This window comes from Neptunicoccus cionae, from assembly GCF_002860325.1.
GTDB classification, from domain to species: Bacteria; Pseudomonadota; Alphaproteobacteria; order Rhodobacterales; family Rhodobacteraceae; genus Amylibacter; species Amylibacter lutimaris.
Genome location: NZ_PKOJ01000001.1, coordinates 842,899 through 869,018 on the forward strand (window position 1 = coordinate 842,899; position 26,120 = coordinate 869,018).

29 protein-coding genes are annotated in these 26,120 nt (G+C 56.5%); 11 read left to right on the forward strand and 18 right to left on the reverse strand.

All coding sequences use genetic code 11. The features are described from left to right. Nucleotides 1-92: 92 nt before the first annotated feature. The 5 genes from C0U40_RS04030 to C0U40_RS04050 all read right to left on the reverse strand — a co-directional run bounded on the left by C0U40_RS04030 (nucleotide 93) and on the right by C0U40_RS04050 (nucleotide 5,328). Nucleotides 93-1,397, reverse strand: coding sequence for a branched-chain amino acid ABC transporter permease (locus tag C0U40_RS04030; RefSeq protein ID WP_101654817.1), 1,305 nt, complete (start codon nucleotides 1,395-1,397; stop codon nucleotides 93-95). Between the two features lie 77 nt (nucleotides 1,398-1,474). Further along, on the reverse strand, nucleotides 1,475-2,485 hold the full coding sequence (locus C0U40_RS04035; protein ID WP_101654427.1) for a branched-chain amino acid ABC transporter permease: 1,011 nt from the start codon (nucleotides 2,483-2,485) through the stop codon (nucleotides 1,475-1,477). 97 nt (nucleotides 2,486-2,582) lie between these two features. After that, entirely contained in the window at nucleotides 2,583-3,290 is a 708-nt protein-coding gene (locus C0U40_RS04040; protein WP_069298943.1) for an ABC transporter ATP-binding protein, read from the reverse strand. Next, nucleotides 3,287-4,069, reverse strand: a complete 783-nt coding sequence (locus C0U40_RS04045; protein ID WP_101654428.1) for an ABC transporter ATP-binding protein — start codon at nucleotides 4,067-4,069, stop codon at nucleotides 3,287-3,289. The genes C0U40_RS04040 and C0U40_RS04045 overlap by 4 nt, the downstream gene beginning before the upstream one ends. Nucleotides 4,070-4,140: 71 nt before the next feature. Then, nucleotides 4,141-5,328, reverse strand: coding sequence for an ABC transporter substrate-binding protein (locus C0U40_RS04050; protein WP_101654429.1), 1,188 nt, complete (start codon nucleotides 5,326-5,328; stop codon nucleotides 4,141-4,143). A 155-nt stretch (nucleotides 5,329-5,483) separates the two neighbouring features. Between C0U40_RS04050 and C0U40_RS04055 the strand changes: the two genes are divergently transcribed. Continuing rightward, on the forward strand, nucleotides 5,484-6,584 hold the full coding sequence (locus C0U40_RS04055) for a PQQ-dependent sugar dehydrogenase (protein ID WP_435673780.1): 1,101 nt from the start codon (nucleotides 5,484-5,486) through the stop codon (nucleotides 6,582-6,584). Here C0U40_RS04055 and C0U40_RS04060 read toward each other — a convergent pair. Beyond that, nucleotides 6,574-7,581 (reverse strand): GlxA family transcriptional regulator, encoded by a 1,008-nt coding sequence (locus C0U40_RS04060; RefSeq protein ID WP_101654430.1) that lies wholly within the window; start codon nucleotides 7,579-7,581, stop codon nucleotides 6,574-6,576. The genes C0U40_RS04055 and C0U40_RS04060 overlap by 11 nt on opposite strands. Nucleotides 7,582-7,801: 220 nt before the next feature. On the opposite strand from C0U40_RS04060, the gene C0U40_RS04065 reads away from it, so the two are divergent. Then, nucleotides 7,802-9,172 (forward strand): class II 3-deoxy-7-phosphoheptulonate synthase, encoded by a 1,371-nt coding sequence (locus C0U40_RS04065; protein WP_101654431.1) that lies wholly within the window; start codon nucleotides 7,802-7,804, stop codon nucleotides 9,170-9,172. Nucleotides 9,173-9,257: 85 nt separating this feature from the next. Here C0U40_RS04065 and C0U40_RS04070 read toward each other — a convergent pair whose 3' ends face one another. Beyond that, on the reverse strand, nucleotides 9,258-10,004 hold the full coding sequence (locus tag C0U40_RS04070) for a PAS domain-containing protein (protein ID WP_101654432.1): 747 nt from the start codon (nucleotides 10,002-10,004) through the stop codon (nucleotides 9,258-9,260). Nucleotides 10,005-10,144: 140 nt separating this feature from the next. Between C0U40_RS04070 and C0U40_RS04075 the strand changes: the two genes are divergently transcribed. From C0U40_RS04075 to C0U40_RS04085, 3 genes are read left to right on the forward strand one after another with little or no spacing between them, the layout of a single operon-like run. Then, the gene (locus tag C0U40_RS04075; RefSeq protein WP_286134768.1) at nucleotides 10,145-11,017 is read left to right on the forward strand and encodes a YicC/YloC family endoribonuclease; all 873 of its coding nucleotides are present in this window, start codon (nucleotides 10,145-10,147) and stop codon (nucleotides 11,015-11,017) included. Between the two features lie 2 nt (nucleotides 11,018-11,019). Then, complete coding sequence (gene gmk / locus C0U40_RS04080; RefSeq protein ID WP_101654434.1) at nucleotides 11,020-11,667, forward strand: guanylate kinase; 648 nt, start codon at nucleotides 11,020-11,022, stop codon at nucleotides 11,665-11,667. Then, a complete protein-coding gene (locus tag C0U40_RS04085; protein ID WP_101654435.1) occupies nucleotides 11,664-12,197 on the forward strand; it encodes a gamma carbonic anhydrase family protein in 534 nt (177 codons plus the stop codon). Before gmk ends, C0U40_RS04085 begins: the two co-directional genes overlap by 4 nt. Nucleotides 12,198-12,210: 13 nt before the next feature. Here the strand turns inward: C0U40_RS04085 and C0U40_RS04090 are convergent, their stop codons facing one another. Next, nucleotides 12,211-12,813, reverse strand: coding sequence for a histidine phosphotransferase family protein (locus C0U40_RS04090; RefSeq protein ID WP_180957612.1), 603 nt, complete (start codon nucleotides 12,811-12,813; stop codon nucleotides 12,211-12,213). 34 nt (nucleotides 12,814-12,847) lie between these two features. Here C0U40_RS04090 and C0U40_RS04095 point away from each other — a divergent pair, with 34 nt between their 5' ends. The 3 genes from C0U40_RS04095 to C0U40_RS04105 all read left to right on the forward strand — a co-directional run bounded on the left by C0U40_RS04095 (nucleotide 12,848) and on the right by C0U40_RS04105 (nucleotide 14,717). After that, entirely contained in the window at nucleotides 12,848-13,012 is a 165-nt protein-coding gene (locus C0U40_RS04095; RefSeq protein ID WP_101654437.1) for a DUF3553 domain-containing protein, read from the forward strand. A 128-nt stretch (nucleotides 13,013-13,140) separates the two neighbouring features. Next, nucleotides 13,141-13,917, forward strand: coding sequence for a GNAT family N-acetyltransferase (locus C0U40_RS04100; RefSeq protein ID WP_101654438.1), 777 nt, complete (start codon nucleotides 13,141-13,143; stop codon nucleotides 13,915-13,917). After that, nucleotides 13,914-14,717, forward strand: coding sequence for a lysophospholipid acyltransferase family protein (locus C0U40_RS04105; protein ID WP_101654439.1), 804 nt, complete (start codon nucleotides 13,914-13,916; stop codon nucleotides 14,715-14,717). The genes C0U40_RS04100 and C0U40_RS04105 overlap by 4 nt, the downstream gene beginning before the upstream one ends. Here C0U40_RS04105 and C0U40_RS04110 read toward each other — a convergent pair. From C0U40_RS04110 to C0U40_RS04125, 4 genes are all read right to left on the reverse strand, one after another. Continuing rightward, complete coding sequence (locus C0U40_RS04110; protein ID WP_101654440.1) at nucleotides 14,700-15,323, reverse strand: thiamine phosphate synthase; 624 nt, start codon at nucleotides 15,321-15,323, stop codon at nucleotides 14,700-14,702. The two genes, C0U40_RS04105 and C0U40_RS04110, sit on opposite strands and share 18 nt — an antisense overlap. Nucleotides 15,324-15,528: 205 nt before the next feature. Continuing rightward, complete coding sequence (gene eno, locus C0U40_RS04115; RefSeq protein ID WP_101654441.1) at nucleotides 15,529-16,806, reverse strand: phosphopyruvate hydratase; 1,278 nt, start codon at nucleotides 16,804-16,806, stop codon at nucleotides 15,529-15,531. 45 nt (nucleotides 16,807-16,851) lie between these two features. Beyond that, entirely contained in the window at nucleotides 16,852-17,778 is a 927-nt protein-coding gene (locus C0U40_RS04120; RefSeq protein ID WP_101654442.1) for a DMT family transporter, read from the reverse strand. Next, complete coding sequence (locus tag C0U40_RS04125; RefSeq protein WP_101654443.1) at nucleotides 17,775-18,209, reverse strand: Fur family transcriptional regulator; 435 nt, start codon at nucleotides 18,207-18,209, stop codon at nucleotides 17,775-17,777. The genes C0U40_RS04120 and C0U40_RS04125 overlap by 4 nt, the downstream gene beginning before the upstream one ends. 218 nt (nucleotides 18,210-18,427) lie before the next feature. Between C0U40_RS04125 and C0U40_RS04130 the strand changes: the two genes are divergently transcribed. Beyond that, nucleotides 18,428-18,994, forward strand: coding sequence for a manganese efflux pump MntP (locus C0U40_RS04130; RefSeq protein WP_101654444.1), 567 nt, complete (start codon nucleotides 18,428-18,430; stop codon nucleotides 18,992-18,994). Between the two features lie 12 nt (nucleotides 18,995-19,006). Here the strand turns inward: C0U40_RS04130 and C0U40_RS04135 are convergent, their stop codons facing one another. The 3 genes from C0U40_RS04135 to C0U40_RS04145 form a co-directional block, all read right to left on the reverse strand. Then, nucleotides 19,007-20,257, reverse strand: a complete 1,251-nt coding sequence (locus tag C0U40_RS04135; protein WP_101654445.1) for a cation:proton antiporter — start codon at nucleotides 20,255-20,257, stop codon at nucleotides 19,007-19,009. 675 nt (nucleotides 20,258-20,932) lie between these two features. Further along, nucleotides 20,933-21,181 carry a DUF1127 domain-containing protein gene (locus C0U40_RS04140; protein WP_101654446.1) on the reverse strand — a complete coding sequence of 83 codons (249 nt, stop codon included), beginning with the start codon at nucleotides 21,179-21,181 and terminating at the stop codon, nucleotides 20,933-20,935. 4 nt (nucleotides 21,182-21,185) lie between these two features. Continuing rightward, on the reverse strand, nucleotides 21,186-21,416 hold the full coding sequence (locus tag C0U40_RS04145) for a DUF1127 domain-containing protein (protein WP_101654447.1): 231 nt from the start codon (nucleotides 21,414-21,416) through the stop codon (nucleotides 21,186-21,188). Between the two features lie 368 nt (nucleotides 21,417-21,784). On the opposite strand from C0U40_RS04145, the gene C0U40_RS04150 reads away from it, so the two are divergent. Beyond that, complete coding sequence (locus C0U40_RS04150) at nucleotides 21,785-22,678, forward strand: DMT family transporter (RefSeq protein WP_101654448.1); 894 nt, start codon at nucleotides 21,785-21,787, stop codon at nucleotides 22,676-22,678. Nucleotides 22,679-22,706: 28 nt separating this feature from the next. Here the strand turns inward: C0U40_RS04150 and C0U40_RS04155 are convergent, their stop codons facing one another. Both C0U40_RS04155 and C0U40_RS04160 read right to left on the reverse strand, forming a co-directional pair. After that, the gene (locus C0U40_RS04155; protein ID WP_101654449.1) at nucleotides 22,707-23,636 is read right to left on the reverse strand and encodes a nucleoside hydrolase; all 930 of its coding nucleotides are present in this window, start codon (nucleotides 23,634-23,636) and stop codon (nucleotides 22,707-22,709) included. 114 nt (nucleotides 23,637-23,750) lie between these two features. Then, nucleotides 23,751-24,332, reverse strand: coding sequence for a hypothetical protein (locus tag C0U40_RS04160; protein ID WP_145991881.1), 582 nt, complete (start codon nucleotides 24,330-24,332; stop codon nucleotides 23,751-23,753). A 76-nt stretch (nucleotides 24,333-24,408) separates the two neighbouring features. Here C0U40_RS04160 and C0U40_RS04165 point away from each other — a divergent pair, with 76 nt between their 5' ends. After that, nucleotides 24,409-24,945 (forward strand): Crp/Fnr family transcriptional regulator, encoded by a 537-nt coding sequence (locus C0U40_RS04165; RefSeq protein WP_180957613.1) that lies wholly within the window; start codon nucleotides 24,409-24,411, stop codon nucleotides 24,943-24,945. Between the two features lie 42 nt (nucleotides 24,946-24,987). Here C0U40_RS04165 and C0U40_RS04170 read toward each other — a convergent pair whose 3' ends face one another. Further along, nucleotides 24,988-25,992, reverse strand: coding sequence for a Fe(3+) ABC transporter substrate-binding protein (locus tag C0U40_RS04170; protein ID WP_101654452.1), 1,005 nt, complete (start codon nucleotides 25,990-25,992; stop codon nucleotides 24,988-24,990). Nucleotides 25,993-26,120: the final 128 nt, after the last annotated feature.

A 26,120-nucleotide genomic window follows, 5' to 3' on the forward strand; every position in this document is an offset into this window, starting at 1 on the left:
TATTTCGCAAACCGGTTTGCGACAGGTTTTGTCGTGATCGCCAGCGGTGTGCCAGAGGGCCGTGACAGCCCTCTGGCGGCAGGGTATGCCGTTTACTTTTCGGGGATCAACCCGCGCGGGCTGAACCGCAGGACCAGAAGCAGGATAAGCCCCATGGTCATCAGGCGCATATGGGCTGTGGAGTTCAGCAGGTGGATCCGCAAGGCGCTGTCTTCGGCCATGCCTGATGTGATCGTTTCCATCAGCCACGATCCGATCGGTTCTGCCTGAATCCAGAAGAACCAGACCACAAAACCACCCAGAACCGCGCCCCAGTTGTTTCCGGAACCGCCTAGGATCACCATGACCCAGATCAGGAAGGTAAAGCGCAGCGGCTGGTAGGCACCGGGGGTCAGTTGCCCGTCGAGCGTGGTCAGCATCGCGCCTGCAATCCCCACAACGATAGAGCCGAGCACAAATACCTGAAGGTGGCGTGCCACCACGTCCTTGCCCATCGCATTGGCCGAGACTTCGTTGTCACGGATCGCCCGCATCATGCGTCCCCACGGGGAGTTAAGCGCCCGCTCCGAGAGCCAAAGCACCGCCAACAGTACGATTGTAAACAGGACCGCATAGCAGAGTTTGACAAAGACCGAAGAAGACAGCGCCGGATCCTGCCCCAGACGGGTGGCCAGATCCACAAACCATTGGGACTGTTGCAGGTCGATCTCGTAAGGCACGGGTCGTGGCAGGCCGGAAACGTTTTTGACGCCCCGAGTCAGCCAGTCTTCATGCTTGATGATCGCTACGATGATTTCGGCAATGCCAAGCGTTGCAATCGCCAGATAATCCGAGCGCAAGCCAAGGGCTGTTTTGCCGATCACCCATGCGGCTAGTCCGGCAAAGATGCCCCCGACGGGCCACGCCAGAATAATCGGCAGTCCCAGCCCGCCGAGATAACCTTCGGAGGCAGGGTTCACATCTTCAATCGCGTCACGGGCCGGACCAAAGAAATAGCGGATCACGATCAGACCGATGACGATAATAGCAAACAGAGCCAGATTGCGGGCCATGGACGGGGCCATATTGCGGTAGGTGTATATCGCGGCCATGACCGTGACCACGGCCAGAACAAACGACACGAAAATCCCCAAGGCTCCGGCGGCCCAAGCGTCGGCCACAGGATCGGCAGAGATCAGAACGGCAGCAACCCCGCCAAGGGCGGCAAACCCCATAATCCCCACGTTAAGAAGGCCGGCATAGCCCCACTGGATATTCACCCCGAGCGCCATGATCGAAGAGATCAGGCAAAGGTTCAGCAACGCCAGCGCGACGTTCCAGCTCTGGATCATGCCGACAATGACGATCAACAGCGCCATGATCGCAAACAGCGATACATTCCTGATCCGGTCCGGCAGCGGTGCCATCCCCACCAGACGGGGGGTAAGGGAGACCACCAGAAGAGCAAAACAGGCGAGTCCGAGAAGAGTAACAATCATACCGATTTCCCCGCAAAAATACCTGTGGGACGGAACAGCAGCACCAGCAGAAGGATCATGAAGCTGACCGCGAATTTGTAGTCCGTGGACAATAGTTGCACCAGCGTATCAGGCTCCCAGCTTTCGGGGACCAGATAGGCGATGAATTTTTTGTAGGCATAGGTGACCATTATTTCCGAAAAGGCGATCACAAATCCCCCTGCAATCGCGCCGATCGGCGAGCCAAGTCCGCCGACAATCGCCGCTGCAAAGATCGGCAGCAGCAGTTGTAGATAGGTGAAGGGCTTGAAGGATTTATCCAGCCCGTAAAGCGTACCGGCGATGGTGGCCAGCGTTGCCGCGATGATCCACGCGACCATAACCACCTTGTCAGGGTTGATGCCTGACAGCAGCGCCAGATCTTCGTTATCGGAATAGGCGCGCATGGATTTGCCGGTGCGGGTCCGGTTCAGGAACCAGAACAGCGCGATCACCACCAGAATGGCGGTTACGACGGTTATCCCCTGAGAGACTTTGAAGGACAGGCCTTCTTCCAATCCGGTCATCTGTTTGAAGGTGCGGGCCTTGACGATGAACCGCTCGCCGTCGGCGAACTGCTGGTCGTTCGGGCCGATGATAAACCGGACAATGCCGTTGGTTACGAACATCACACCCATAGAGGCGATCAGGAAGATAACCGGCGCGGCCTTTTGACGGCGGTAGAAGCGATAGACGATCCGGTCTGTTGCCAGTACGAAGCCGATGCAGAACAGGATGCCGAAAGGCAGGGCCAGTAGGGCGGTCGGCAGTGGATCAATGCTGATCCCCATGGACTGGAACCACCATGTAAACAGGATCGTGACCATGGCACCAAAGGCCATTGTGTCGCCGTGGGCGAAGTTGGAAAAGCGCAGGATACCGTAAATCAGCGTGACCCCGAGCGCTCCGAGCGCAAGTTGGGAGCCATAGGCGATTGCGGGCACCAGCACGAAATTCGACAATAGGATAAAGGCGTTCAGGAGTTCCATAACAAGGCTTTCTGATGGCTGGCGGAAGGAACGGGCGTCACCGTGGTTCCGGAAAAGAGAGGGCGATCCGCAGGGCGGGGCGGGAAAGTGCTTTGCATCATCCCCCCAAAAAGCTCTTGCGGACTTCGGGATCATTCATCAGCGCCTCGCCGGTGTCGGTAAACCGGTTGCGACCCTGAACCAGAACATACCCTTTGTCGGCGATGTTCAGTGCCTGACGGGCATTTTGTTCCACCATCAGGATTGAAATTCCGGTGCGGGCTACTTCGATGATACGGTCGAACAATTCGTCCATCACAATCGGAGAGACCCCCGCAGTGGGTTCATCCAGCATCAGCAGTTTGGGCTGGGTCATCAGGGCACGGCCCACGGCGACCTGCTGGCGTTGCCCGCCGGACAGTTCGCCGGCGTTCTGGCGGCGCTTTTCCTTCAGGATGGGAAACAGTTCGTAGACTTGTTCCATCGTGCCGTTGATATTGTCACGGCGCAGGAAAGCCCCCATTTCGAGGTTCTCTTCCACGCTCATGGACGGAAACACGTTGGAGGTCTGGGGCACAAAGGCCATGCCTTTGGCCACACGGTCCTGCGGTGTCAGATGGGTAATATCCTCACCATCCAGTGTAACGCTGCCTTCACGCAGGTTCAGCATTCCGAAGACGGCTTTCATCGCGGTGGATTTGCCCGCACCGTTGGGTCCGACGATGACGGCGATTTCGCCCTCTGCGGCCTCAATTGTGCAATCGTGCAGGATGTCCGCGCCGCGGCCATAGCCGCCGGTCATGTTGCTGGCTGAAAGATAGCTCATGCGCTCACCTGCGGCTTGTTCTTCAGGCCGGTGCCGAGATAGGCTTCTATCACCTGCTCGTTGGCCTTGATTTCGTCAATAGTACCTTCGGCGAGCACGGTGCCTTCGGCCATAACGATCACCGGATCACACAGGCGACCGATGAAATCCATGTCATGTTCGATCATACAGAAGGTATACCCCCGCTCCTTGTTCAGGCGCAGGATGGCATCCCCAATGGTGTTGAGCAGTGTACGGTTCACACCGGCGCCCACTTCATCCAGAAAAACGATCTTGGCATCGACCATCATGGTCCGGCCCAGTTCCAGCAGCTTCTTCTGACCACCTGACAGATTGCCCGCCAGTTCGTCTGCCACATGGGAAATTTCCAGAAATTCGATAACCTCATCCGCTTTCTTGCGGATTTCGGCTTCCTGACTGCGCACAAGGCCCGGCTTGAACCATGCGTCCCAAAGACGTTCGCCCGCCTGATCGGGGGGAACCATCATCAGGTTCTCGCGCACGGTCATGGTGGAAAACTCATGGGCGATCTGGAAGGTGCGCAGCAGGCCGCGGTCGAACAGGGAGTGAGGGGGGAGTCCTGTGATGTCCTCTCCGTCCAGCAGAACCCGTCCGGCGCTGGGTTTGTGAACCCCTGCAATCACGTTAAAGAGTGTGGTTTTGCCCGCGCCATTCGGGCCGATCAGCCCCGTGATGGAGCCTTTGGCGATTTCGAGCGAGGCGCCGTTTACGGCATAAAAACCGCCAAACCGCTTCGCCAGATTTTCAACTTTGATCATGGTGTGTGAGCCGATCTAAAAAAAGCAGCCCGCAAGTGGATTGCGGGCTGCTTAAACGTGTCAATGAGCGATTAGCGGAAGCCGACCGTGGACAGTGCGCCGTCCTTGATCTCGATCTCGCGGTAGCTGCCAGCGCTTTCGCCTGCGCCGATCAGTTCCACGTTGGAACCGCCGACATAGTCAACATCGCCACCGTTTGCGATGATTTCCAGCGCCTTGCCCAGTTCACCCGGCATGATTTTTTCGCCCGGTGCGTTAGCAACGTCCATGATCTTTTCTTTGTAAACAGAAGGATCGGTGGAATCTGCGGCTTGCATTGCCAGTGCGATCAGGGCTGCGGCGTCATAGGATTCCGCAACATATGGCGCGGATGCGTCCACATCGGCCATCAGATCGTTCAGCATTGCAGCACCTTCGCTGTCTGTACCCGGAGCCTGACCGAAAGAGCCGTTCAGGTCTGAGCCGATGGCTTGTGGCAGGCTGTCGCCAACCATACCGTCGGACAGAACGAATGTGTCAAAGGCACCGGAGTCAAGCGAGCCTTCGATCACGCCTTTACCACCTTGGTCGAGGTAGCCGACAACAACCAGAACATCACCACCGGCAGCCGCAAGCGCGCCAACCTCGGCGGAATAGTCAGCCTTGCCGTCTTCGTGCGCGGCAGAGATGGTTACAGTGCCGCCAGCTGCTTCAAAGGAAGACTGGAATGCATCGGCAAGACCTTTGCCGTAGTCGTTGTTGGTGTAGGTGATCGCAACGGATTTGATATCGCGGTCCATGATCACTTCTGTCATCACCTGACCCTGACGGGCGTCAGACGGGGAAGTGCGGAAGAAAAGACCGTTGTCTTCAACGTCGGACAGCGCCGGAGATGTCGCGGACGGAGAAATCATGACCATGCCGTTTGCAACAGCAACGTTGGTCAGGATCGCTGTGGTCACACCGGAACAGTCTGCACCGACAATGCCGGACACACCGTCAGATGTGATCAAGCGTTCTGCGGCTGCACTGGCAGCGGCAGAGTCAACGCAGGTGCTGTCTGCACGGACCGGCGTGATGGACTTGCCGCCCATGAACTTGCCGGATTCGGACACTTCGGACATCGCCTGTTCCGCACCGGCAGCCATTGCGGGTGTGAGCGATTCAATCGGGCCGGTGAAGCCGAGGATTACGCCCAGTTTGACGTCCCCGTGGGCTTCGGCGAAGGCGGATCCGGCCAGCGCAACTGTGGCGGCGGATGCGAGCAGTAGTTTTTTCATGTGTTCTCTCCCTGCATGAATAATAGGCACGAACACTAGTGGCTACGGTGCCAAATGCAAGGGTATCCTTGCTGTACCAACGGTCAAATGGCACCCTTGTCCCACGCCGATTCTGCCGTAAGTAATATAGTGAAAGCCGAAAAGGGATTTTTGTAATGAAAATGATGTTAATGGCCGTAATGCTTTGCTTTTCTTCCACTGGTGCGCTGGCGCAAACAGTGGAATCCTCGCTTGGTTCCTTGCAGGTGACACAGCTTGCCAAAGGGTTGGACGAGCCTTGGGCAGTGGCGATTCTTCCTGACGGGCAGTTTCTGGTGACAGAGCGTAAGGGACGGCTTTGGCTGTTCGACGCGAATGGGGGCAAAACCCGCGTTTCAGGTGTTCCGAAAGTCTATGCCAAAGGGCAGGGCGGGTTGCTGGACGTGGTGCTTGCACGGGATTTTGAAGACAGCAAAGAGCTGTTTCTGACCTATGCGAAATCCCAGTCAGGCGGGGCAGGCACCGCGCTGGCGGTGGCGCAATTTGATGCGCAAGCCGCAAAACTTTCAAACTTGCGGGAGTTGTTTGAAATGAAACCGGGGAACCGTGGGGGGCGGCATTTTGGATCGCGCGTGGTCGAAGCTGACGATGGTTCACTCTTCGTCACAGTCGGAGAGCGGGGTAACCGTCCGCTGGCACAGGATCTCTCGATGCACAACGGTTCTGTCATTCGTGTTGCCCGCAGTGGTGGTGTGCCGAAATCAAACCCGTTCACTGGCACCAGCGGGGCCCTGCCGGAAATCTGGTCCTATGGCCACCGCAATGCACAGGGTGCCGCGCTCGACAGTTCGGGGCAGCTTTGGGTAGTGGAACATGGCGCAAAAGGCGGGGATGAGGTCAACCGGGTCAAAAAAGGCGCCAATTACGGATGGCCGGTGATTTCCTACGGAGAACATTATTCCGGCGGCAAGATCGGCGAGGGCACCGCAAAGGCAGGGATGGAGCAACCGGCGTTTTATTGGGACCCATCCATCGCGCCATCGGGAATGATGATCTATTCGGGGCAGATGTTTCCGGAATGGAAAGGCGATATATTTGTTGGATCGCTCAAGTTTGACCATATAGCGCGGCTGGACCGCTCCGGCGCGAAACTTTCTGCCGGTGAACAGCTACAGTCCCGCGAAACCGGTCGGGTGCGGGATATCCGTCAGGCGCCCGACGGATCGATCTGGTTTCTGAGCGTGGATCGCGGCGGGTTGTTCCGGATCAGTCGATAGGTTTTAGATCCGGATTGCGCGACGCCTGCGAGCCGCGTTCGCGATAGGGCGTGGTATCATATTGCGCACGGTAGCATTTTGAAAAATGCGACGGCGATGCAAAGCCGCAGGCCAGTGCCACGTTGATGACCGACATTTCTGTCTGCATCAGCAGGTTGCGCGCCTTTTGCAGCCGCAATTCCATATAGTACCGTTTGGGCGAGCGGCTAAGGTAGCGGCTGAACAGACGCTCCAGCTGGCGAGTGGACATGCCCACATCCTGCGCGAGAACGGAAGGGCTGACCGGCTCTTCTATGTTGCTTTCCATCATCTGGATCACGGTGGACAGTTTTGGATGACGCACGCCGATGCGGGTCGGGATCGACAGGCGCTGTTCGTCCCTTTCGCTGCGGATGTTCGTGTGCAGACACTGGTCGGCCACCCAATTCGCGATATCCTCGCCGTCGCGGGTTGCCATCAGCTTTAACATCAGGTCGAGCGAAGATGTTCCGCCGGCAGATGTGAACCGGTTGCCGTCGATCATATAGACCGATTTGAACAGCTCTACCTCGTCAAACTCCTCTGTGAAACTATCATAGTTTTCCCAGTGGATCGTGCACTTCTTCCCGTCAAGCAATCCGGCCTTCGCCATCGTATGCGCTCCGGTGCACAGCCCGCCAATGGACACGCCCTTGCGCGCCTCACGCCGTAGCCAGTTCATGACCGGTTTAGTGGACGTCCGGTCGATCTCCAGCCCGCCGCAAATCATCACGGTATCTTCCCGCGCTATGTCTTCCAATCCGGAATCCGGCATTATCCTAGTGCCGTTGGAACAGGCAACAGGCCCGCCATCCTCTGTCATGATACGCCAGCTGTAGCGCAGGCGTTTGTCAAACCGGTTGGCGATGCGCAGGGAATCCAACGCCGTGGAAAACGGCACCAGCGAGAATTTGTCGAGCAGCAGAAAGACGTATTTGCGGGTTTTGGTTTCGGCTGGGGGTGGTTTGGCAGAGGGCATGGCAGCAACGTTTGATGGGCCGAATCACTCGGGCAGTTAGTGTCGGGGTCAACTTGTAGGTTTTTGCAGATTTGTCACAAGGGGTTAACGTTATCGTTGTAACCCTTTTTCAGACCGTCAAAAAGCGCCAATCACGGCTGATACCGCAGATGGAGTTCTGGCCAAAGGGGGGGCGCTGCTGTATGACCGGACTCCCGATACCCCACCAAGGAGAGACCCGATGACTTCGGCTTGGAAAAAATCTGACTGGCGTTCCAAAGAGCGGATTCAGATGCCGGACTATACCGACGCGGCTGCACTGCAAGCAGTGGAGACCCGGTTGTCCAGCTATCCGCCGCTGGTTTTTGCGGGTGAAGCCCGTGCGCTGAAAGCGAAGCTGGCGGCCGTTTCCCGCGGCGAAGCGTTTCTGCTGCAAGGGGGCGACTGCGCCGAAAGCTTTGCGGAATTCAACGCCGACATGTTGCGCGACACTTACAAAGTCATGCTGCAAATGGCGGTGGTGCTGACCTATGGTGCCAAGGTTCCGGTTGTCAAAGTGGGCCGCGTTGCCGGCCAGTTTGCGAAGCCCCGTTCTGCGGGTACGGAAACCATTAACGGCGTAGAACTGCCTTCCTACCGTGGTGACATCATCAACGATATTGATTTCACAGCGGAAGCCCGTATTCCGAATCCGGACCGTATGTTGCAAGCCTACACACAGGCTGCTGCGTCATTGAACCTGCTGCGCGCGTTTTCCATGGGCGGTTTCGCGGATATCCACCGTGTGCACGAATGGAACCTCGGCTTCGCCAATGCGGCAGGGGCGGCCGAAAAATACACACAACTCGCCAACCGGATTTCCGACAGTCTGGATTTCATGACAGCGGCAGGTGTGACATCTGACAATACATCTTCGCTGCATACGGTGAATTTCTACACCAGCCACGAAGCGCTGTTGCTGGAATACGAAGAAGCGTTGTGCCGGATTGATTCCACCAGCGGCCTGCCCGTGGCAGGTTCCGGTCACATGATCTGGATCGGCGACAGGACCCGTCAGCCGGATGGCGCTCATGTGGAATTCTGCCGGGGCGTGCAAAACCCCATTGGCCTGAAATGCGGTCCGACAACAACGGCTGAGGATCTGAAGGTCCTTATGGCCAAGTTGAACCCAGAAAACGAAGCAGGGCGTTTGACCCTGATTGCCCGTTTCGGCGCCGGTTCTGTAGGGGATCACCTGCCTCGCTTGATTAAGACAGTACGTGAGGAGGGAGCCAATGTGGTTTGGTCCTGTGATCCGATGCACGGCAATACGATCAAATCGTCTTCCGGCTATAAGACCCGTCCGTTCGATAGTATCCTGCGCGAAGTGCAGGAGTTCTTCGGCATTCATAAAGCCGAAGGATCGGTTCCGGGTGGTGTGCATTTTGAAATGACTGGTAAGGATGTTACCGAATGCACCGGTGGCGTGCGCGCGGTAACTGACGAGGATCTGTCCGACCGCTACCACACTGCATGCGATCCACGACTGAACGCATCACAAGCGCTGGAACTGGCGTTTCTGGTTGCAGGAGAGCTGGAACAGCGTGTCGAGGCGCAGCGTCAGGCCGTCTGATACAGCACTCTTCAGAAAGAACAGAGAAACGCGGCGCTTCGGTGCCGCGTTTTTATTTTGAGACAGGGTTGGTGCAACAAGCTGCTTACGTGTCCTTGACCAGATACAGGCTGGGTTTTCCTGCCACAGGTCGGCAGGTGACAGCCTTGCCGCCTGCTTTGGGCCGGTAAAGGCCTTTGAACCGGAGGGCTGGTTCTTGCAGTTCGTGCAATCTGCCGGACCCTGAAGGGGCGGTGCCGGTGCGGTTGCGCAGGTGTGGTTGCGCCGGGGGCATCGCACTTACAATGCGGGTCGTCCTTATTGCGGCAATGTCGAACCGCACCGGAGCCTGAAGCGGTGGATCGTCGGACACGAGACAACCCAAAATCCGTGAATATTGTCTTTTCCCCGCTTGCATGGGCAATAAAAGCATGCGGGCATTCAAAACCGGCGTCTTGTGGGGTTGGGTTTTCAAAACCAGCTCGATGATTTTAGGGGTAGTGACCATATCATCGAGCACTCGGCCCAACTCGTCGCGGTGGCCGATGTTGAACAGGGCCCGTGCAGGCATACCCCGGAGTTCCATGCCAAGCATGTTGCACAAGTCCATGCCGGCAAGCCGGAACCTGATATCCAGCGGGTTTTCATATTCCAGCACAAAGATCTGATCGATAACATTGCATAGCTTTTGCGGATCAAGTTCCGAACGTAGCGGGGCAAGGCGACCCCGCCGCAATCCTTCCCAGTAGTTGAAGACTTCGCGAATGACCGGATGGCACAAATCTGCGGATTTTCGGGTCAGGTGCACCACGTCCGCTTCGCCCCTTTCACCCTTCGAAAAATGGTATCGCATACGTCACTCCGGCGCAGTTGCCATGCATTTGTTGAGAACCCTAGTGTATTTTGATAAGGATTTTTTAACAGTCCCTTCGCCGACTATCTGGCACACAATCGATTCAAAAGTGAGGCAAATTTTCTTATATGGTTAATTCTATGACGGCCTTCGCATCGGCCAATGGCAGTAGTGGCGCAGTTTCCTGGGCGTGGGAAATTCGCAGTGTAAACGGGCGGGGGCTGGACGTGCGGATGCGGCTTGCCGAGGGTTTTGACGGACTTGAAGCACTCGCCCGAAAACAGATTGCCGCGATTTGCAAGCGCGGTACGATAACCGTGGGGCTGCGGGTGAAACGCAACAGTTCCGCCCGCGTTGCACAGCTGAATGCGGAAGGGTTGGAGCGAGCTCTTGAAGCTGCCAGAATTGCAACTCACGAAGCCAAAGTAGAGGTCGCGCCGCTTGATATTGCAGCGGTTCTTGCGTTGCCTGGTGTTTTTGGCGCCCTAGAGGCCGAGGCCGATCCTCTCAGTACACTTAATGATCCGGTGAAAAAGGATTTTGAATCTGCCTTGTCAGATTTTGCAAAGGCGCGGGCCGCTGAAGGCGAGGCTCTGGCAGAAGTGCTGGCCCAGCAGATTGAACAGATAGACGGCCTGTGCGCTCAGGCTGCTGAAGTGCTCGACGGGCGGCGGGATCACGTGGCGGAAACCATGCGAATGAACCTCGCCCGTGTTCTGGGCACCACGGATGCAGTGGATGAACAGCGTCTGGAACAGGAGCTCGCCTTGCTTGCCGTGAAAGCCGATGTTTCAGAGGAACTGGACCGGTTGCAGGCCCATGTATCTGCGGCGCGCGAATTGCTGGCGCAGCAAGGTCCCATCGGGCGTAAATTCGATTTCCTGACGCAGGAATTCAACCGCGAAGCCAATACCCTGTGTTCAAAGGCCAATTACACCGATCTGACGGGGATCGGGCTTGACCTGAAAGCTGTAATCGACCAGATGCGCGAGCAGGTGCAAAATGTGGAGTAACCATGTCTGAACAGATACGATCCGGGCTTTTGATCATCATCTCATCGCCGTCGGGCGCGGGTAAATCCACTCTGGCCAAACGGCTTCTGGCCAAGGACCCGGCGATTGACTTTTCGGTCTCTGCCACCACCCGCCCGATGCGTCCGCAAGAGGTGGAAGGAAAGGATTACTATTTCAAATCCAAAGAGGAATTCCTGCGCATGGTCGCCGATGGCGAAATGCTGGAACACGCCGAGGTTTTCGGCAATCACTACGGCTCTCCGCTTGCCCCTGTCGCGGCGGCAGTTGCGATGGGTCAGGATGTGTTGTTCGACGTGGACTGGCAGGGTGGCCAGCAGATTCGCGCCTCCAGCCTGCGGGACAATGTGGTGTCTATCTTCCTGCTGCCCCCTTCTATCGCAGAGCTGGAAAGCCGCCTGAATTCGCGCGGGCAGGACAGTGCGGAAGTGGTTAACAACCGGATGGCGAAAGCACGGGACGAGATCAGCCACTGGCCGGAATACGATTACGTGCTGGTGAATGAGGATCTGGAAGCCTGCGAGACCCAGTTGCGCTCTATTGTGACGGCGGAACGGTTGCGGCGGGACCGACAACCTGGCCTGGTAGAGCGGGTGCGCAAGTTGAATGCAGAATGCGAGGCAATGTTATGATTTACGAATTGGACGGAATCGCACCGGAGCTGGCGCCGGACGGAGACTACTGGATCGCGCCAAGCGCCCAGTTGATGGGCCGTGTCCGAATTGAAACCGGCGCATCAGTTTGGTTCGGGGCTGTGTTACGCGGTGACAATGAACTAATTCTGTTGGGCGAAGGTTCCAACATTCAGGAAAATTCGGTCCTGCATACGGATATCGGCTATCCTCTGACAATCGGTAAAAACTGCACCATCGGGCACAAGGCGATGCTGCACGGATGTACCATCGGGGACAACTCCCTGATCGGTATGGGGGCGACTGTTTTGAACGGTGCAGTGATCGGCAAGAACTGCCTGATCGGTGCCAATGCGCTGATTACAGAAAATAAAGTCATTCCGGACAATTCTTTGGTTATGGGTGCGCCGGGAAAGATCGTGCGGGAACTGGATGCCGCTGCCCAAGCAATGCTGACCAAATCCGCCGAAGGCTATCAGGCGAACATGCGTCGTTTCCGCAAAGGGTTGGTGCTGGTCGAGGTCGGGTGATCTGTCAGCGGTACTACTGAATGGTCATGTCCAGTGTGGTGTCGCTGAACCGCACGCGAACGTCCCGCCCGAGTTTGGCAGCCTGTAGACGGGCCAGTTCGAAGTGCACCAATGCGGATGTCAGTGCCGGACGCGCTGCATCGGTGGTAAAACAGGCCCAAAGGTCCGGTTCGTGCCGGACCTCCTTAGCGTTGGTATGCAGGTCATAGACATCCCCTCTCCGGTGAAGCTGGATTTCCCCCCCGTAGGGTAGGGCGGTTTCGCAGCATTGCAGCAGTAAAAACAACAGTTTGGCGAGTGGTTTGGGGATGTCCTGAGAAACCCGCCATTGAATGTTTATCTTGCGGTCGGCAAAATTTCCCGAAAGCAGTTGTTGGGCCTGTGACGGTGCCATCAAAGAACGGCTGTTGGCAAAACCATATGCCACACGGATGAAAGCCATCCGCGCTGTGGCGCAATTTACACTATCGGCGAGAAGGACAGCTTCGGGAATTTCAGCCACCCCAGAAAGCTCGAGAAGTTCCACACCATTGGCAATCGCACCAAGCGGGCTGGCAAGATCGTGGCAGATTCTGGCGCTGATTAGGGCTGTAATGTCATCGGAAGTATCATACATAGGCATCACCAACAGGCTTAACAAAAGGCTTTCCATGATTGAATTTCTCACACCCGGACAGTTGGTGCGCAGCCCGGAGCATCCCGAATGGGGGCTGGGGCAGGTTCAATCTGTTATAGACGGCAAAATAACCGTCAACTTCGAAGAGGTCGGCAAAATTGTAGTTAATGGCGACCATGTGGCCCTGGAGCCAGTGTAGCTGGCGTGCTGTAAAATAAGTATGCTACTTTTAGTTGAGTTTTCAAGTTTTATTCCTGAGTTGCAGTCTGATTGGAAATAATATGCCGGATTGGTTAACAGTTTCCTAACCGGTAGGGAGAGCCACGGATGATCGTGAATACCTCACAATTTACGTTGAAACTGGCAGAGACAGAACAGGAGCTCGCAGCGGCGCAACGTCTGCGCTATCGTGTGTTTGTGGAGGAAATGGGCGCCCGTCCGGCTTTCAGCGGCGATACCGTAAACCGCGAGGCTGACGCCTTTGATCCGTATTTCGACCACCTTCTTCTGATCGACACCCGCATCGAGGATCACGACAACAATGTGGTCGGAGCTTACCGTCTGATGCGCAGCGAAACAGCAGAGCGAGGGCAAGGGTTCTACGGGGCGCAGGAATATGATCTCGGCCCGATCATCCGCTCCGGACGCCCTGCTGTGGAACTGGGACGCAGTTGTATCGATCCGGTCTACCGCAATGGTATTGCCCTGCATCTTCTGTGGCAGGGGGTGGCGGATTATGTGATTGGGAACCGGATTGAACTGTTGTTTGGCGTGGCGTCCTTTGTCGGTACAGATCCGGAAGTTTACAAGGACGGTCTATCCTATCTTCACCACACCCACCTTGCACCGCCGGAGTTGCGGGTGACCGCAAAGGCGCAGTCCCGCGTGAAGATGAACTTGAAGGCGGCCACGGAAATAGACCGTGTGGCTGCCGTGCGCCAGATACCGGCCCTGATCAAAAGCTATATCCGGCTGGGCGGCTGGGTCGGAGAAGGGGCCTATGTGGATCGGGATTTCAACACAATTGACGTTTGTCTTGTACTCGATCAGCAGAATATTCCCGCCAAACAACGGGCTCAACTATTGCAAGGGCGGGCGGCATGACCACTTGGGATGACGGCAGTCGCCCTCTTGTAAAGCCTTTCGGGGTTATGGGCTGGCTGCGCTGCATTTTGCGGGTTTCGGCGATGGCGGTGATTATCTTCGGTTTGATGGGACCGATGGTTCTGCTGCGCGTGCTTGGATTTGCCTCTGCTGCACAGGGTATTGTCCGGTTCGCCTGTCGGGCGGTATTGCGGGTAATCGGCTTGCCGGTGATCTGTACCGGCACGCCAATGCCGTACGGGGGCGCGGTGGTTGCAAACCATTGTTCATGGCTTGATATCTTCACGTTGAACGCTGTGCAGGAGGTGCTGTTCGTGGCCAAGGCCGAGGTGCAGCACTGGCCGCTGATCGGTGTTATTGCCCGTTCGGTCGGCACAATTTTCATTGAACGCCGCACGAGCCATGCGGCAAGGCACCGGAGCCTGGTGCTGGACTATATCGCGCAGGGACACCGGTTGTTGTTCTTCCCGGAAGGCACCAGCACGGACGGCCAAAGGGTGTTGCCGTTCCGCTCCACCCTGTTTGCGGCCTTTATGGAACCGGACTTGAGAGAGCGGCTCTGGGTGCAGCCTGTTACGCTGAACTATATCGCGCCAAAAGGGGAGGATCCCCGATTTTACGGCTGGTGGGGTGATACAGCCTTTGCACCGGACCTGTTTCGCATACTGGCGCAAAAGCATCAGGGGCGGATTGAAGTTGTATTCCACGCGCCGGTACAGGCGGCTTCCGTGGATTGTCGCAAGGATCTGGCACGGCGTTGTGAGGCAGCCGTGCGCAGCGGCTTACAGGATCCGCTCTAGATAGGCTTTGAGTGCGGTATCCGGCCTGTCCTTCGCGGTCCAGAGTTCGGGGCCGAAGGCAAAGAAATCCGTGACCGGAGCCAGCTTTGCAGCCATTTCCAGAGAAATCGCTCCTTCGGCAACAACGGGCAGTTCGATCATTTCAGACCACCACTCGAAGGTATCCAAATCCACCGGGTCGGATACAGACAGCGGGTTTTCAGCCAGTGGGCCAAAGGAAATATAATCCGCGCCAGCCTCGCCGGCGGCCATGCCGGTGTGACGGGAGTTTTCGCAGAAACTGCCGACAATCGCGTCGTCGCCGAGCAATTTGCGCATGTCGCGGACCTGCCTTGGACCATCGGTCAGATGCACCCCGTCCAAACCGTGAACGGAAGCAATCTTACCGTGATTTTCGACTACCAGCGGCACATCACGGGCATGGCACACCTCTCGCAGGTTATCAGCCGCGCGGCCGATATCCTCTGCCGCTTCGGAGGCACAGCGCAGACGCACGCAGGCAATCTCGAAACCGTCAAGCATCCGGCTCAGTTCTGCCGAGAAGGCGGAAAGCTCGAACTGCGGGGGGGTGATAAGGTAAATCTGGGGATGTTCTGGATCGGCCATGACTGCACCTTTGGACTTGTGACGGGTGTCTTATCGCCTGCGTAGCCTGTCGTCCAGCAATTTAGCAAGAGCCGCAGTGCCCAAGCGCGGTTCCGAGACCAAAATGGCACATTTCCAGCGCCGGATTGCCGAAGAAGCAGACCCCGCGTCGTAAAAAAACCGGACGCACGCGCCCGGTTCTTTCTGTTTGCAATAGGGGAGAGGCTTAGCCGCGCAGGACGGATTTCCCTGCGTATTGCGCTACATCGCCCAACATTTCTTCGATGCGGATCAGCTGGTTGTATTTCGCGAGCCGGTCGGAACGGGCAAGAGAACCGGTTTTGATCTGACCACAGTTCGTTGCCACTGCGAGGTCGGCGATTGTGGCATCTTCGGTTTCACCGGAACGGTGGGACATCACAGATGTAAATCCGTTACGTGTAGCCATATCCACAGCTTCCAGCGTTTCGGTCAGCGTGCCGATCTGGTTTACTTTCACAAGGATCGAGTTGGCGCAGCCTTCATCAATACCACGGGCCAGACGTTTGGTGTTGGTGACGAACAGGTCGTCGCCCACCAGTTGGCAGCGGTCGCCGATTTTGTCGGTCAGGGTTTTCCAGCCGTCCCAATCGTCTTCGTGCATACCGTCCTCGATAGAGATGATCGGGTACTGGTTTACCAGATTTTCAAGGTAGTCCGCGTTTTCACCGGAAGACAGTTTCTTGCCTTCGCCTTTGAAGTTGTAAAGGCCGTCTTCGTAATATTCCGATGCCGCACAATCCAGCGCAAGGTAGATATCCTCACCCGGTTTGTAGCCGGCTTTTTCGACGGATTTCATGATGAAATCCAGAGCGTCTGTTGTGGAATTCAGGTTCGGGGCGAAACCGCCTTCATCGCCGACACCTGTGTTGTGGCCCGCTGCGGACAGCTCTTTCTTCAGGGTATGGAACACTTCTGCGCCCATGCGGATGGCTTCACGCACGTTGGGAGCGGATACAGGCATGATCATGAATTCCTGAATGTCGATCGGGTTGTCCGCATGTTCGCCGCCGTTGATGATGTTCATCATCGGAACAGGCAACCAGCGCGAGGATGTGCCGCCGATATAACGATAGAGCGACTGGTTCAATGTCTGTGCAGCAGCTTTGGCCACGGCCATTGAAACACCCAGAATGGCGTTTGCGCCAAGGCGGGATTTGTTTTCGGTGCCGTCCAGATCGATCATAATGTTGTCGATGACCAGCTGGCGGGTGGCATCCACACCCAGCAGGGCCTCGGCAATTTCACCGTTCACGGCTTCTACTGCTTTCAGAACGCCCTTGCCGAGATAGCGGCTTTTGTCGCCGTCGCGCAGTTCAACCGCTTCATGGGCACCGGTGGAGGCACCCGAAGGTACGGCAGCGCGGCCCCAAGTGCCGTCTTCCAGCAGGATGTCTACTTCGACTGTCGGGTTGCCCCGACTGTCGAGGATCTCGCGTCCGGTGATTTCGATAATTGCGGTCATGTCAAATTCCTCTTTTCAGTTCGTTCGGTTAACAGGGCATGTGGCTTATGCCGCTACGGTTTCAGGGGGAATAGTGTGTGCCAGCCTGCGTTCACGCAGCCAGACATAGAGTCCGGCTGCCACGATAACAGCGGCACCAAACAGGGTTTGAAGGGTCAGTACCTCGTCAAAGACGATAACTGAGAGGGCGAAGGCAAAGATGATACGGGAATAGCGGAACGGTGCCACAGCAGAGATATCCCCGATGCGCATGGCCGAGGTGATCGCGAAGTAACCGATCCCCGAGAAAGCGATCAGGCCGCAGACATAGCCCGAAGTCAGCAGATCCGGCACTTGCCAGGGTGCACCGAATAGCGACAGGATCACTCCGGCAATTACCACAGTGAAGAAGCCCCATGTCGAGGCTTGCAGGTTAGGCACATCCTTCGGGATAAATCGCGTGGACAGATCGCGCCCAGCTAGGCCGAACACACCGATAATCGCAAGAAGGGAGCCCGTGGAGAACAGGGCAGGGTGCGCTTCAGTTGTTTCTGCGAAGGGATTGAGAATGATCAGAACGCCGCTCATCCCCACGAGGATCGCGCTCCAGCGCCGCCAGCTTACAGATTCCCGCAGGAACAGGGCCGCGCCAAGCGTGACCAGCAGCGGGGTGACTTGCAGGATGGAAGAAGCGGTAGAGAACGGCAGGATGGTAAGTGCCATCAGAAAACCGCAGGCCGCAACGATTTCCGCTACGCCGCGACTGAGGATCGCCGGATGCAGGATACGCCGAGACAGAACCGGCGTGCCGCTGGCCTTTGTCAGTAATCCGAACAGCAACGTGCCGCCGATCCCCATTAAAAACATCACCTGAGACGGGGGGAGCGTGACAGAGGACAGTTTGACAAACATATCCGTCGCAGCAAAGGCCGCCATCGACAGGATCATCATCAGGATTGCGCGCAACGTGTCGCTATGGGGGGCGGAAATCACTTTTTCGACCGCTCTTTCCCAGTATCGCGGGGGACGCCGTAAAGTTCCATTTTGTGGCCGCGCAGATCATAGCCGAGCTTGGCTGCAATCCGCTCCTGCAGTTCTTCGATCTCCGGATCTACAAACTCTATCACCTCACCGGAATGCAGGTCGATCAGATGGTCGTGGTGGTCCCGTTCTGCATCCTCATAGCGGGCACGTCCATCACCGAATTCCAGCCGCTCCAGTATGCCCGATTCCTCGAACAGTTTTACGGTGCGGTAAACGGTTGCGATAGAAATCCCGCCATCCACAGCAGAGGCGCGGGCATAGAGTTCTTCCACATCGGGATGGTCTTCGCTGTTTTGCAAGACACGGGCAATCACACGGCGCTGCTCCGTCATGCGCAGGCCTGCAGCCTCGCAACGCTGAATGATTGTGGGTGGTGTCATGGCCGAGTCCCTCTTGTTGTGTGGCGTTTTAGCGGCCATGGCGTTTGGTGCAACCCTGTTAACGTTCGCAGCAGCTTAAAAAAGGGCGGGTTTCGCACATCCGGCGAAAGCCGGACAGGCCAGATGTAGTTGCGTTTCATTCTCATATGCAATTGATATTGTTGACAAAAAAATAGAATCCCTCCATTGGGGCTGCCTGAGCCAATTCGGAGCTATCCATGACACCTTTTGCACTGGGATTACTGGCTGTCGGCCTTTCGATAGATGCTTTTGTGGTTTCGCTCGGACAGGGGGCTGCTGCGAACCGGCGCGGTTTCGCTGCGGCTGTGCAGACAGGCATGATCTTCGGGCTGGTGGAAATGGCGACACCGTTGATCGGTTGGGTCATAGGATTGGCGGCGGTCAGCTATGTCGCGGCGATCGATCACTGGGTTGCCTTCGTGCTGCTGGGTGGTGTTGGCGCGCGTATGGCTTTCCAGTCGTGGTATCCGACTGCTTGCGATGGTTCGGTAACGGATTTGCCGCGCAGCCGCGGGGCAGTGGTGCTGTCTGCGATTGGCACGTCACTGGATGCAATGGTGGTCGGGATTACGCTTGCGCTGTTGAACGTCAATATTGTGCTGGTCGCCATTGCAATCGGTCTTACAACGACTGTTGCATCAACAGCAGGTGTTATGCTGGGCCATTTACTGGGGAAACGGTTCGGCCGCGCCGCCGGCACCTGTGCCGGCGTGGCGCTAATCCTTATGGGCGCGTCTATTCTTGTGTCGCATATCGCTGCCTGACAGCGCTCCGGTTTACAGAAGCTCCGGTGTGCGGCCCAGACGACGGGCCAATGGTGCGATTGTCAGGCCTTGAATGATGATACTAAACAGCACCACCATATATGTCATCGACAGCAGCAGCGGCTTCCATTCCGTATCCGGTAGTGTCAGCACCAACGCCACGGAAATCCCGCCTTTCAGTCCGCCCCATGTCATAATCGGGATCACATCGCGGGGGAAGGTCTTGAACGGTTTAAGCATCAGGACCGGTACGGAGACAGCCACCAGCCGCGCAACCAGAGCGACACAAATGGCAAGCAAACCGGCCCAGAGCGCATCCATATTGAACGCAACAGCAAAGACCTCGACACCGATCAGAAGGAACAGGATTGCGTTCAGGATTTCGTCGATCAAGGACCAGAAGGCATCGAGATACTTGCGGGTCTCTTCGCTCATTCCGTATTTGACGCCGACATCCCCGATAAACAGCCCGGCGACAACTGCGAAAATCGGGCCGGAGAGATGGAAGTAGGTTGCCAGTTGATAGCCGCCAAAGGCCAACCCGAGAGAGAGCAGAACCTCCAACGGGTAATCGTCAATCCGGCGCATCACTGCAAAGGTCAGATAGCCGAGTATGCCGCCAAGTGCTGCACCGCCAAAGGCTTCCTGCCCAAACAGCATGAAGGCTCCGGTGAAGCTGGCCGCATGGGTGTCATGGCCGCTTGGAAAGGCCAGACCGACAAGGATCAGAAAAACCACATAAGCCACACCATCGTTGAACAGGCTTTCTCCGGCGATTTTGGTTTCCAGTTCCTTACGCAGGTTGGCGGCGCGCAACACGCCCAAAACCGCCACCGGATCAGTGGGGGAAATCAGCGCGCCAAACACCAGCGCGATCATCAAAGGCACCCCGAGCGCCAACGTAACGGCTCCTCCGACAATCGCTGTGGACAGGCCGACGCCGATGGTTGCCATCAACACAACCACCCAAGCCTGCTGCCGCAAGTCGCCGATCTTGACATGAAGCGCGCCAGCAAAGAGCAGCAGACCCAGCATGCCCTCAAGCAGCGCTGTGGAAAACTCCAGATCGATCACAAAGCTGCGCACCGTGTCGCGGATTTCCAGCGCAGGATAGATCGCGTCCACTCCCATAATCGCAAGAGACGCCAGCAGGGCGACGATCATGATGCCAATGGCCGACGGAAGTTTGAAGAACAGATAGTTTATGGCGCCGAACACCCCTGCAAGGACGATCAGCAAGGATGCAATCTGAAGTTCGTTCATGGCGCCTGTTCCCGTTGTTTGTGTGAATGCATGTAGCATCGCTGGTGCGCTGGCGAAAGATATTAACGCAACGGTCCGGGACAACGAAAAAAGAAGGTGGGAGGTGACGCCGGCCCCTCTGGGAGGAGGATAGAGGGACCGGCATCTTTACCAAACGGGATCTGGGAGGAACGACCGCCGGGTATTCGGTTGTATTTTTGACGCCGGCCCCTCTGGGAGGAGGATAGAGGGACCGGCATCTTTACCAAACGGGATCTGGGAGGAACGACCGCCGGGTATTCGGTTGTATTTTTGACGCCGGCCCCTCTGGGAGGAGGATAGAGGGACCGGCATCTTTACCAAACGGGATCTGGGAGGAACGACCGCCGGGTATTCGGTTGTATTTTTGACGCCGGCCCCTCTGGGAGGAGGATAGAGGGACCGGCATCTTTACCAAACGGGATCTGGGAGGAACGACCGCCGGGTATTCGGTTGTATTTTTGACGCCGGCCCCTCTGGGAGGAGGATAGAGGGACCGGCATCTTTACCTAACGGGATCTGGGAGGAACGACCGCCGGGTATTCGGTTGTATTTTGACGCCGGCCCCTCTGGGAGGAGGATAGAGGGACCGGTGTCTTTACGAAACGGGATCTGGGAGGAACGACCGTTTTGTATCATGCACCTGAAAGGCAGGTATTAGTTCTCTTCTACAACCAACTGGTGTGCGTAGGCTGGAATGTCAGCGCGTTTCACGCCGATTTGTTCCAGTTGCTCGTTGCTCATGCCTTGAAGGGCAGAGATCATCCGGGCAGTTTGTACGCTTTGCAGGGACGCGGATGCCCGCGCTTTCAGAACGCTGAAACCGGAAGCGATTGCTTCAAAGGCGCGTGTCCGTACGGCTGCAAGGCCGGATTCAGAGATGTTTTCGTATGTGATCGTTTTCATTGTTTTATACCATTTCTGCCGCTTCGCGAGCGACCCGTCTGATGTCACCACGGGAAAACCCGAGGTCTGCGAGATCGCGGGCAGAGAGGCCTGCAAGCTCGGCAAAAGTTGTTGCGTACGCCTGACGTTTGCGGCGGTACGTGTTCCAGCTCTCGGCGGTTTTTTGAAACGCAGAGGCGAACTTAATTTTCAGGTCGCCGAGTGCTGTGCCATTGTGTGTGCTAGAGATCGACATTTCGACTTTCCTTCGTTTTGCTGCAGCGCAGAATTTCTTGCTGCAATGCAACAATATGAATTCCCCCACTTGGATACAACGCATCTCTGCGCAAAGGGGGTATGCACAAATGGAAAGGCACTTTTCCTTGAAAATAAGGCTGTTGGACTATGATTGCGCCGCCACGGTGCAAACCTGAACTGCTCTGCCAGTTATTTGCGCAAGGTTTGCACGAAGGGCCTGGGGTTTTGTGATCACAGTAAGTGACGGGACGTTTTCACCCGTAACGGGCTCTTGAAAAAGATTCGTGTCCTTTGCGAATTGCCAAGCGACTCAGAGCGTGATGAGGTGCCTCCTGACGCGAGGGATTTATCGCGGGGAGGGTTCACGTGGAAAAGAAAGATCGTGTCGATGCACTCGGCGCCAGCCTGCTGGTCGGCGTCTCGCTGTTGCTCGGGCTCAATCAGGTGCTGGTCAAGATCGTTGCGCAAGGAATGCACCCCGCGCTGCAGGCCGGATTGCGCAGCGCAATGGCGGTGCTTCCGGTCCTTATACTCGCATTGTTGCTGCGCCGCAGGCTTAGCCTTCGGGATGGAAGCTTTGGTTGGGGGATATTCACCGGTATTCTGTTCGCACTGGAATTCCTGATGCTGTTCCTTGCGCTGGACTATTCCTCTGTCGCGCGGGTGTCCGTTCTCTTTTACACCATGCCGGTCTGGATGACCCTCGGCGCCCATTTCATGATCCGCGAAGAAAGCCTGACCCGCAACAAGGTCATCGGGCTTGTGGTGGCGGTCAGCGGTGTGGTTGTGGCAATGTGGGGACGTGAAGGCGGCGAGAACGAGCTGCTCGGTGATATATTCTGCATTGCAGGGGCGATGATCTGGGCCTGTATCGGGATTGTTGCCCGCGTCACCCCGCTCAACCGCTCTGTGCCAGAGATGCAGCTGCTCTACCAGCTTGTGGTTTCGGCCATTGTATTGATCCCTGCCGCCTTCCTGATCGGGGACCAGATCCGTGACCTGCAACCGCTTCACTGGGGCGTGCTGGCATTCCAGTCGGTTGTAGTGGTGGGATTCGGCTTTTCCACATGGTTCTGGGTGCTGTCGAAATACCCCGCGTCTGAAATGGCCAGTTTCGGTTTTCTCGCGCCGCTCTTTGGCGTTTTGCTGGGATGGTTGATGCTGGGAGAAACGATCACGATCTGGATCGTGGCCGCTCTTGTTCTGGTGAGCGCGGGAATTGTGTTGATCAACCATAAACCGCGCAAACAGTCGTTCTGAGCAGGCGCTCCCTGCTCAGAACCTGTAATCAGAGCGTGCCGATCCGTTCGACAAGCAGTTCAAAAAAACCGTCGGCGTCTACATCTTTTACGTAGTTCACATTTGCCGGACGGTCGGTTACCCGCCACCAGTCCGCAACAATAGCCCCGAGGGTCAGTTTAGAAATGGTTTCCACCTCGACATTGATCAGGCGGCTGTGAAACAGATCAGGGCGCAGAAGATAGGCGATCACGCATGGATCATGCAGCGGTGCACCGTCTGAGCCGTATTTCTCCTTGTCGTAACGCTCGAAGAAATCTGTCAGCTCCGCCACGACAGGGCCGGCGCGGTTGGGCAAGGCGCGAAAGGCTGCAACGCGCGGCGCGGTCGTTAACGCCTGATGAGTGCAGTCAAGCGGCAGCATTGTAACCGGAACGCCGGAGCGCAGTACAATATCGGCCGCGGTCGGGTCCACATAGATGTTGAATTCTGCAGCAGGCGTGATGTTGCCCCCTTCAAAGAAGCCGCCCCCCATCAAAACGATCTCGCGGATGTTGTCTTTGATCTCGGGCGCCTGCGTCAGGGCGGCTGCGATATTTGTCAGCGGTCCCAGCGGACAGAGCGTGACCTCTTTTGTGCCCCGCAAGGTATCGATGATGAAATCCACCCCGTGTTTGTCCTGCAAGGGGATCTGGGGCTCGGGCAGGGTCGGCCCGTCCAGCCCTGTGCGCCCGTGGACATGCTCGGCAGTGACCAGCGGACGGTCCAGCGGTGCATCGCAACCTGCAAACACCGGAATATCGGGTCGTCCGGCCAGTTCCACGATTTTGCGTGTATTGAGTTCGGTCAGCGCAAGAGGAACATTCCCTGCCACTGCTGTGATCCCCAGAACTTCCAGCTCGGGACTGGCGAGCGCGAGCAGGATGGCAACCGCATCATCCTGTCCCGGGTCTGTGTCAATTATGATTTTACGTGTCATGCCATAGCTTTAGAGCAGCCACCCGAAAAGAAAAAGCGCCCCTTTACGAAAAACGATACAGTTAGGAAATCCCTCGTCGATTTCGCGGCAGGGCGCTTTCAGGCGTGCTGGCGATCAAGGATTATGGGCGTTTTGACCCAATGCCAGCATCAGGTGATGGGCGCGATGGTGATCCTGACTTGCCATCAGCCCGAAGAAGCCGAGCCCTTTGATCCGTGCAATGGTAGCGGGATGATCGGCTGTCACGCGCAATTCGATACCATCATTCCCTTGATCCACCGTGATCGACCATCGGTCGTCTCGGGCAAGCTCTGCCGCGTGGGCGGGCACCATGCGCCGGAGCGCGGCGATCGTTTCTGCATTACCCGTTGCAGAGGCGTGAATCCCATCCTCCAAACTGGTTTCTGTAACAATGGCTTCAGAGATCAACCGGTCCATATCGACCAAATGTGCCCTGACGCCTGCCAGATCAACTTTGGACCAGTCGGTATCCGGATCAGACTCCAGAACGCGCACAATCTCAGAGAGAGCTGCAAAGGCGCCCTGTCCGGGCTCGGATAATTGTGTGCGGGTGTTGGGGCTGCTGTCTGTACTCAAAGAATGGTTCATATCACCGGTATGACCGGAATGATCTGTCTGCGCCAAAGTGAATGTAGCGCCGCCGACCCACGCAATTGTTGCAAGTATCATTTTCATCCGCATGTTCACTTTCCTCGCGTAGTTGCCCCAGCAGTCTATCCGAACTGCGTGAATTACCTGTATGATCTATATCATGTCTGAATGGATGCATCTTTTTGAAGGCGCCCCCCTGCGTGATATGGCCCGCGGGGCAGTGGTTTTCCGTCGCGATGACCCTGTTCAGAATATGTATCTGGTTCGGTCAGGCACTGTAGCCCTTGAACGTTCGACGGCCGACGGCGGCTTTCTTACCCTCCATACGGCCACTGGTGGTATGGCGCTCGCAGAGGCATCGTTGTTTTCTGACAAATATCATTGTGATGCAGTTGTGCGATCCGACGCGACTGTCGCCTGTGTGAAGCGTAGTGATTTTTTGACTTCGCTAGGTGACAGCCGCGCAATCGCACTGAGCCTGATCGAAACACATGCGAGAGAAGTGCAGGTCTTGCGGGCAAGGATTGAAATCCTGCGGCTGCGCCGTGTTGCAGACCGGCTGGACGCATGGCTGGGTTTTTACGGTGAACCATCCAAAGGGGAGTGGATCACAGTGGCGGAGCAGATCGGTGTTTCACCTCCTGCGCTATACCGCGAGCTTGCCCGCAGGCGCGGAAAAAGAAAAAGCGCCCCTTAATAAAAAGGGACGCTTTCCAACTGTTGTCGGTATCGTGCGGGCTTAGCCGTCGAAATCAACCGTTTCGACCAACTTCAAAGAAGTCGGACGCAGCTTTGCGATTTCGTCCAGCGGTTTGTCGTCCGGAGTGAAGCTGCCCCAGCTTTTCACCAGATCGGAAGCTTCAGTACCCTCTTTCAACGGGTATTCCCCGTTCACTTGGGCGTAGATTTCCTGTGCTGTGTCAGAAGAAAGCCATTCCATCAGCTTGATTGCTTCTTCCTTGTTCGGAGCTGCTTTGGTCAGCGCGACACCGGACAGGTTCACGTGAGTACCACCGTCTTCAAATTTCGGGAAAACGATGCGCACGGATTCGGCCCATGCTTTTTGCTCGGGCTCTTCCAGCATCTTCTGCATGTAATAGGTGTTGCCGAGCGAAATATCACATTCACCGGCGTGGATCGCTTTTACCTGACCGCGGTCATTGCCCGAAGGTTTGCGCGCCAGATTGGATTTGATGCCTTCCAGCCATGTTTTGGTCTCTTCTTCACCGTGATGGGCAATCATCGCAGAGATCAGCGCAAGGTTATAGGCGTTGGTGCCGGAGCGGATACAGATTCGGCCTTCCCATTTGTCGGAGGCCAGATCTTCGTAAGTGGTGATTTCACCGTCTTTTACCCGATCCTTGGAGGCATAGACGATCCGCGCACGGGATGTCAGGCCGAACCATTCGCCGTTCGCGTGGCGGAATTCTGCAGGGATGTTCGCATCCAGCGTGTCCGAGTGGACCGGCTGTGTCACGCCTGCATCTACCAGCGCTTGCAGACGAGAAATATCAACAGTCATCACCAGATCTGCAGGAGAGCGGTCGCCCTCAGCTTGCAGTTTTTCGATCATACCTTTGTTCAGGAACACGAGGTTCGTCTCAACACCGGTTTCCTTGGTGAACGCGTCCAGCAGAGGCGAAACCAGTTCAGGCTGGCGATAAGAATAGACGGTAACGTCGGCGAATGCGGGGGCGCTTGTCAAAGTGGCAGCGGCGGCTGCGATGGCGCTGATAAATCTCATAGGTGCGAATCCTGTGTAAGTTTCGGTCGCCCTCTCTTAATACGACTAAAATAGTCGGGTCAATGGGTGACTGAATTGGTCAGAATTTATTTGCCGCACCTGTACTGCACAATTTTGAGGCAATTTTT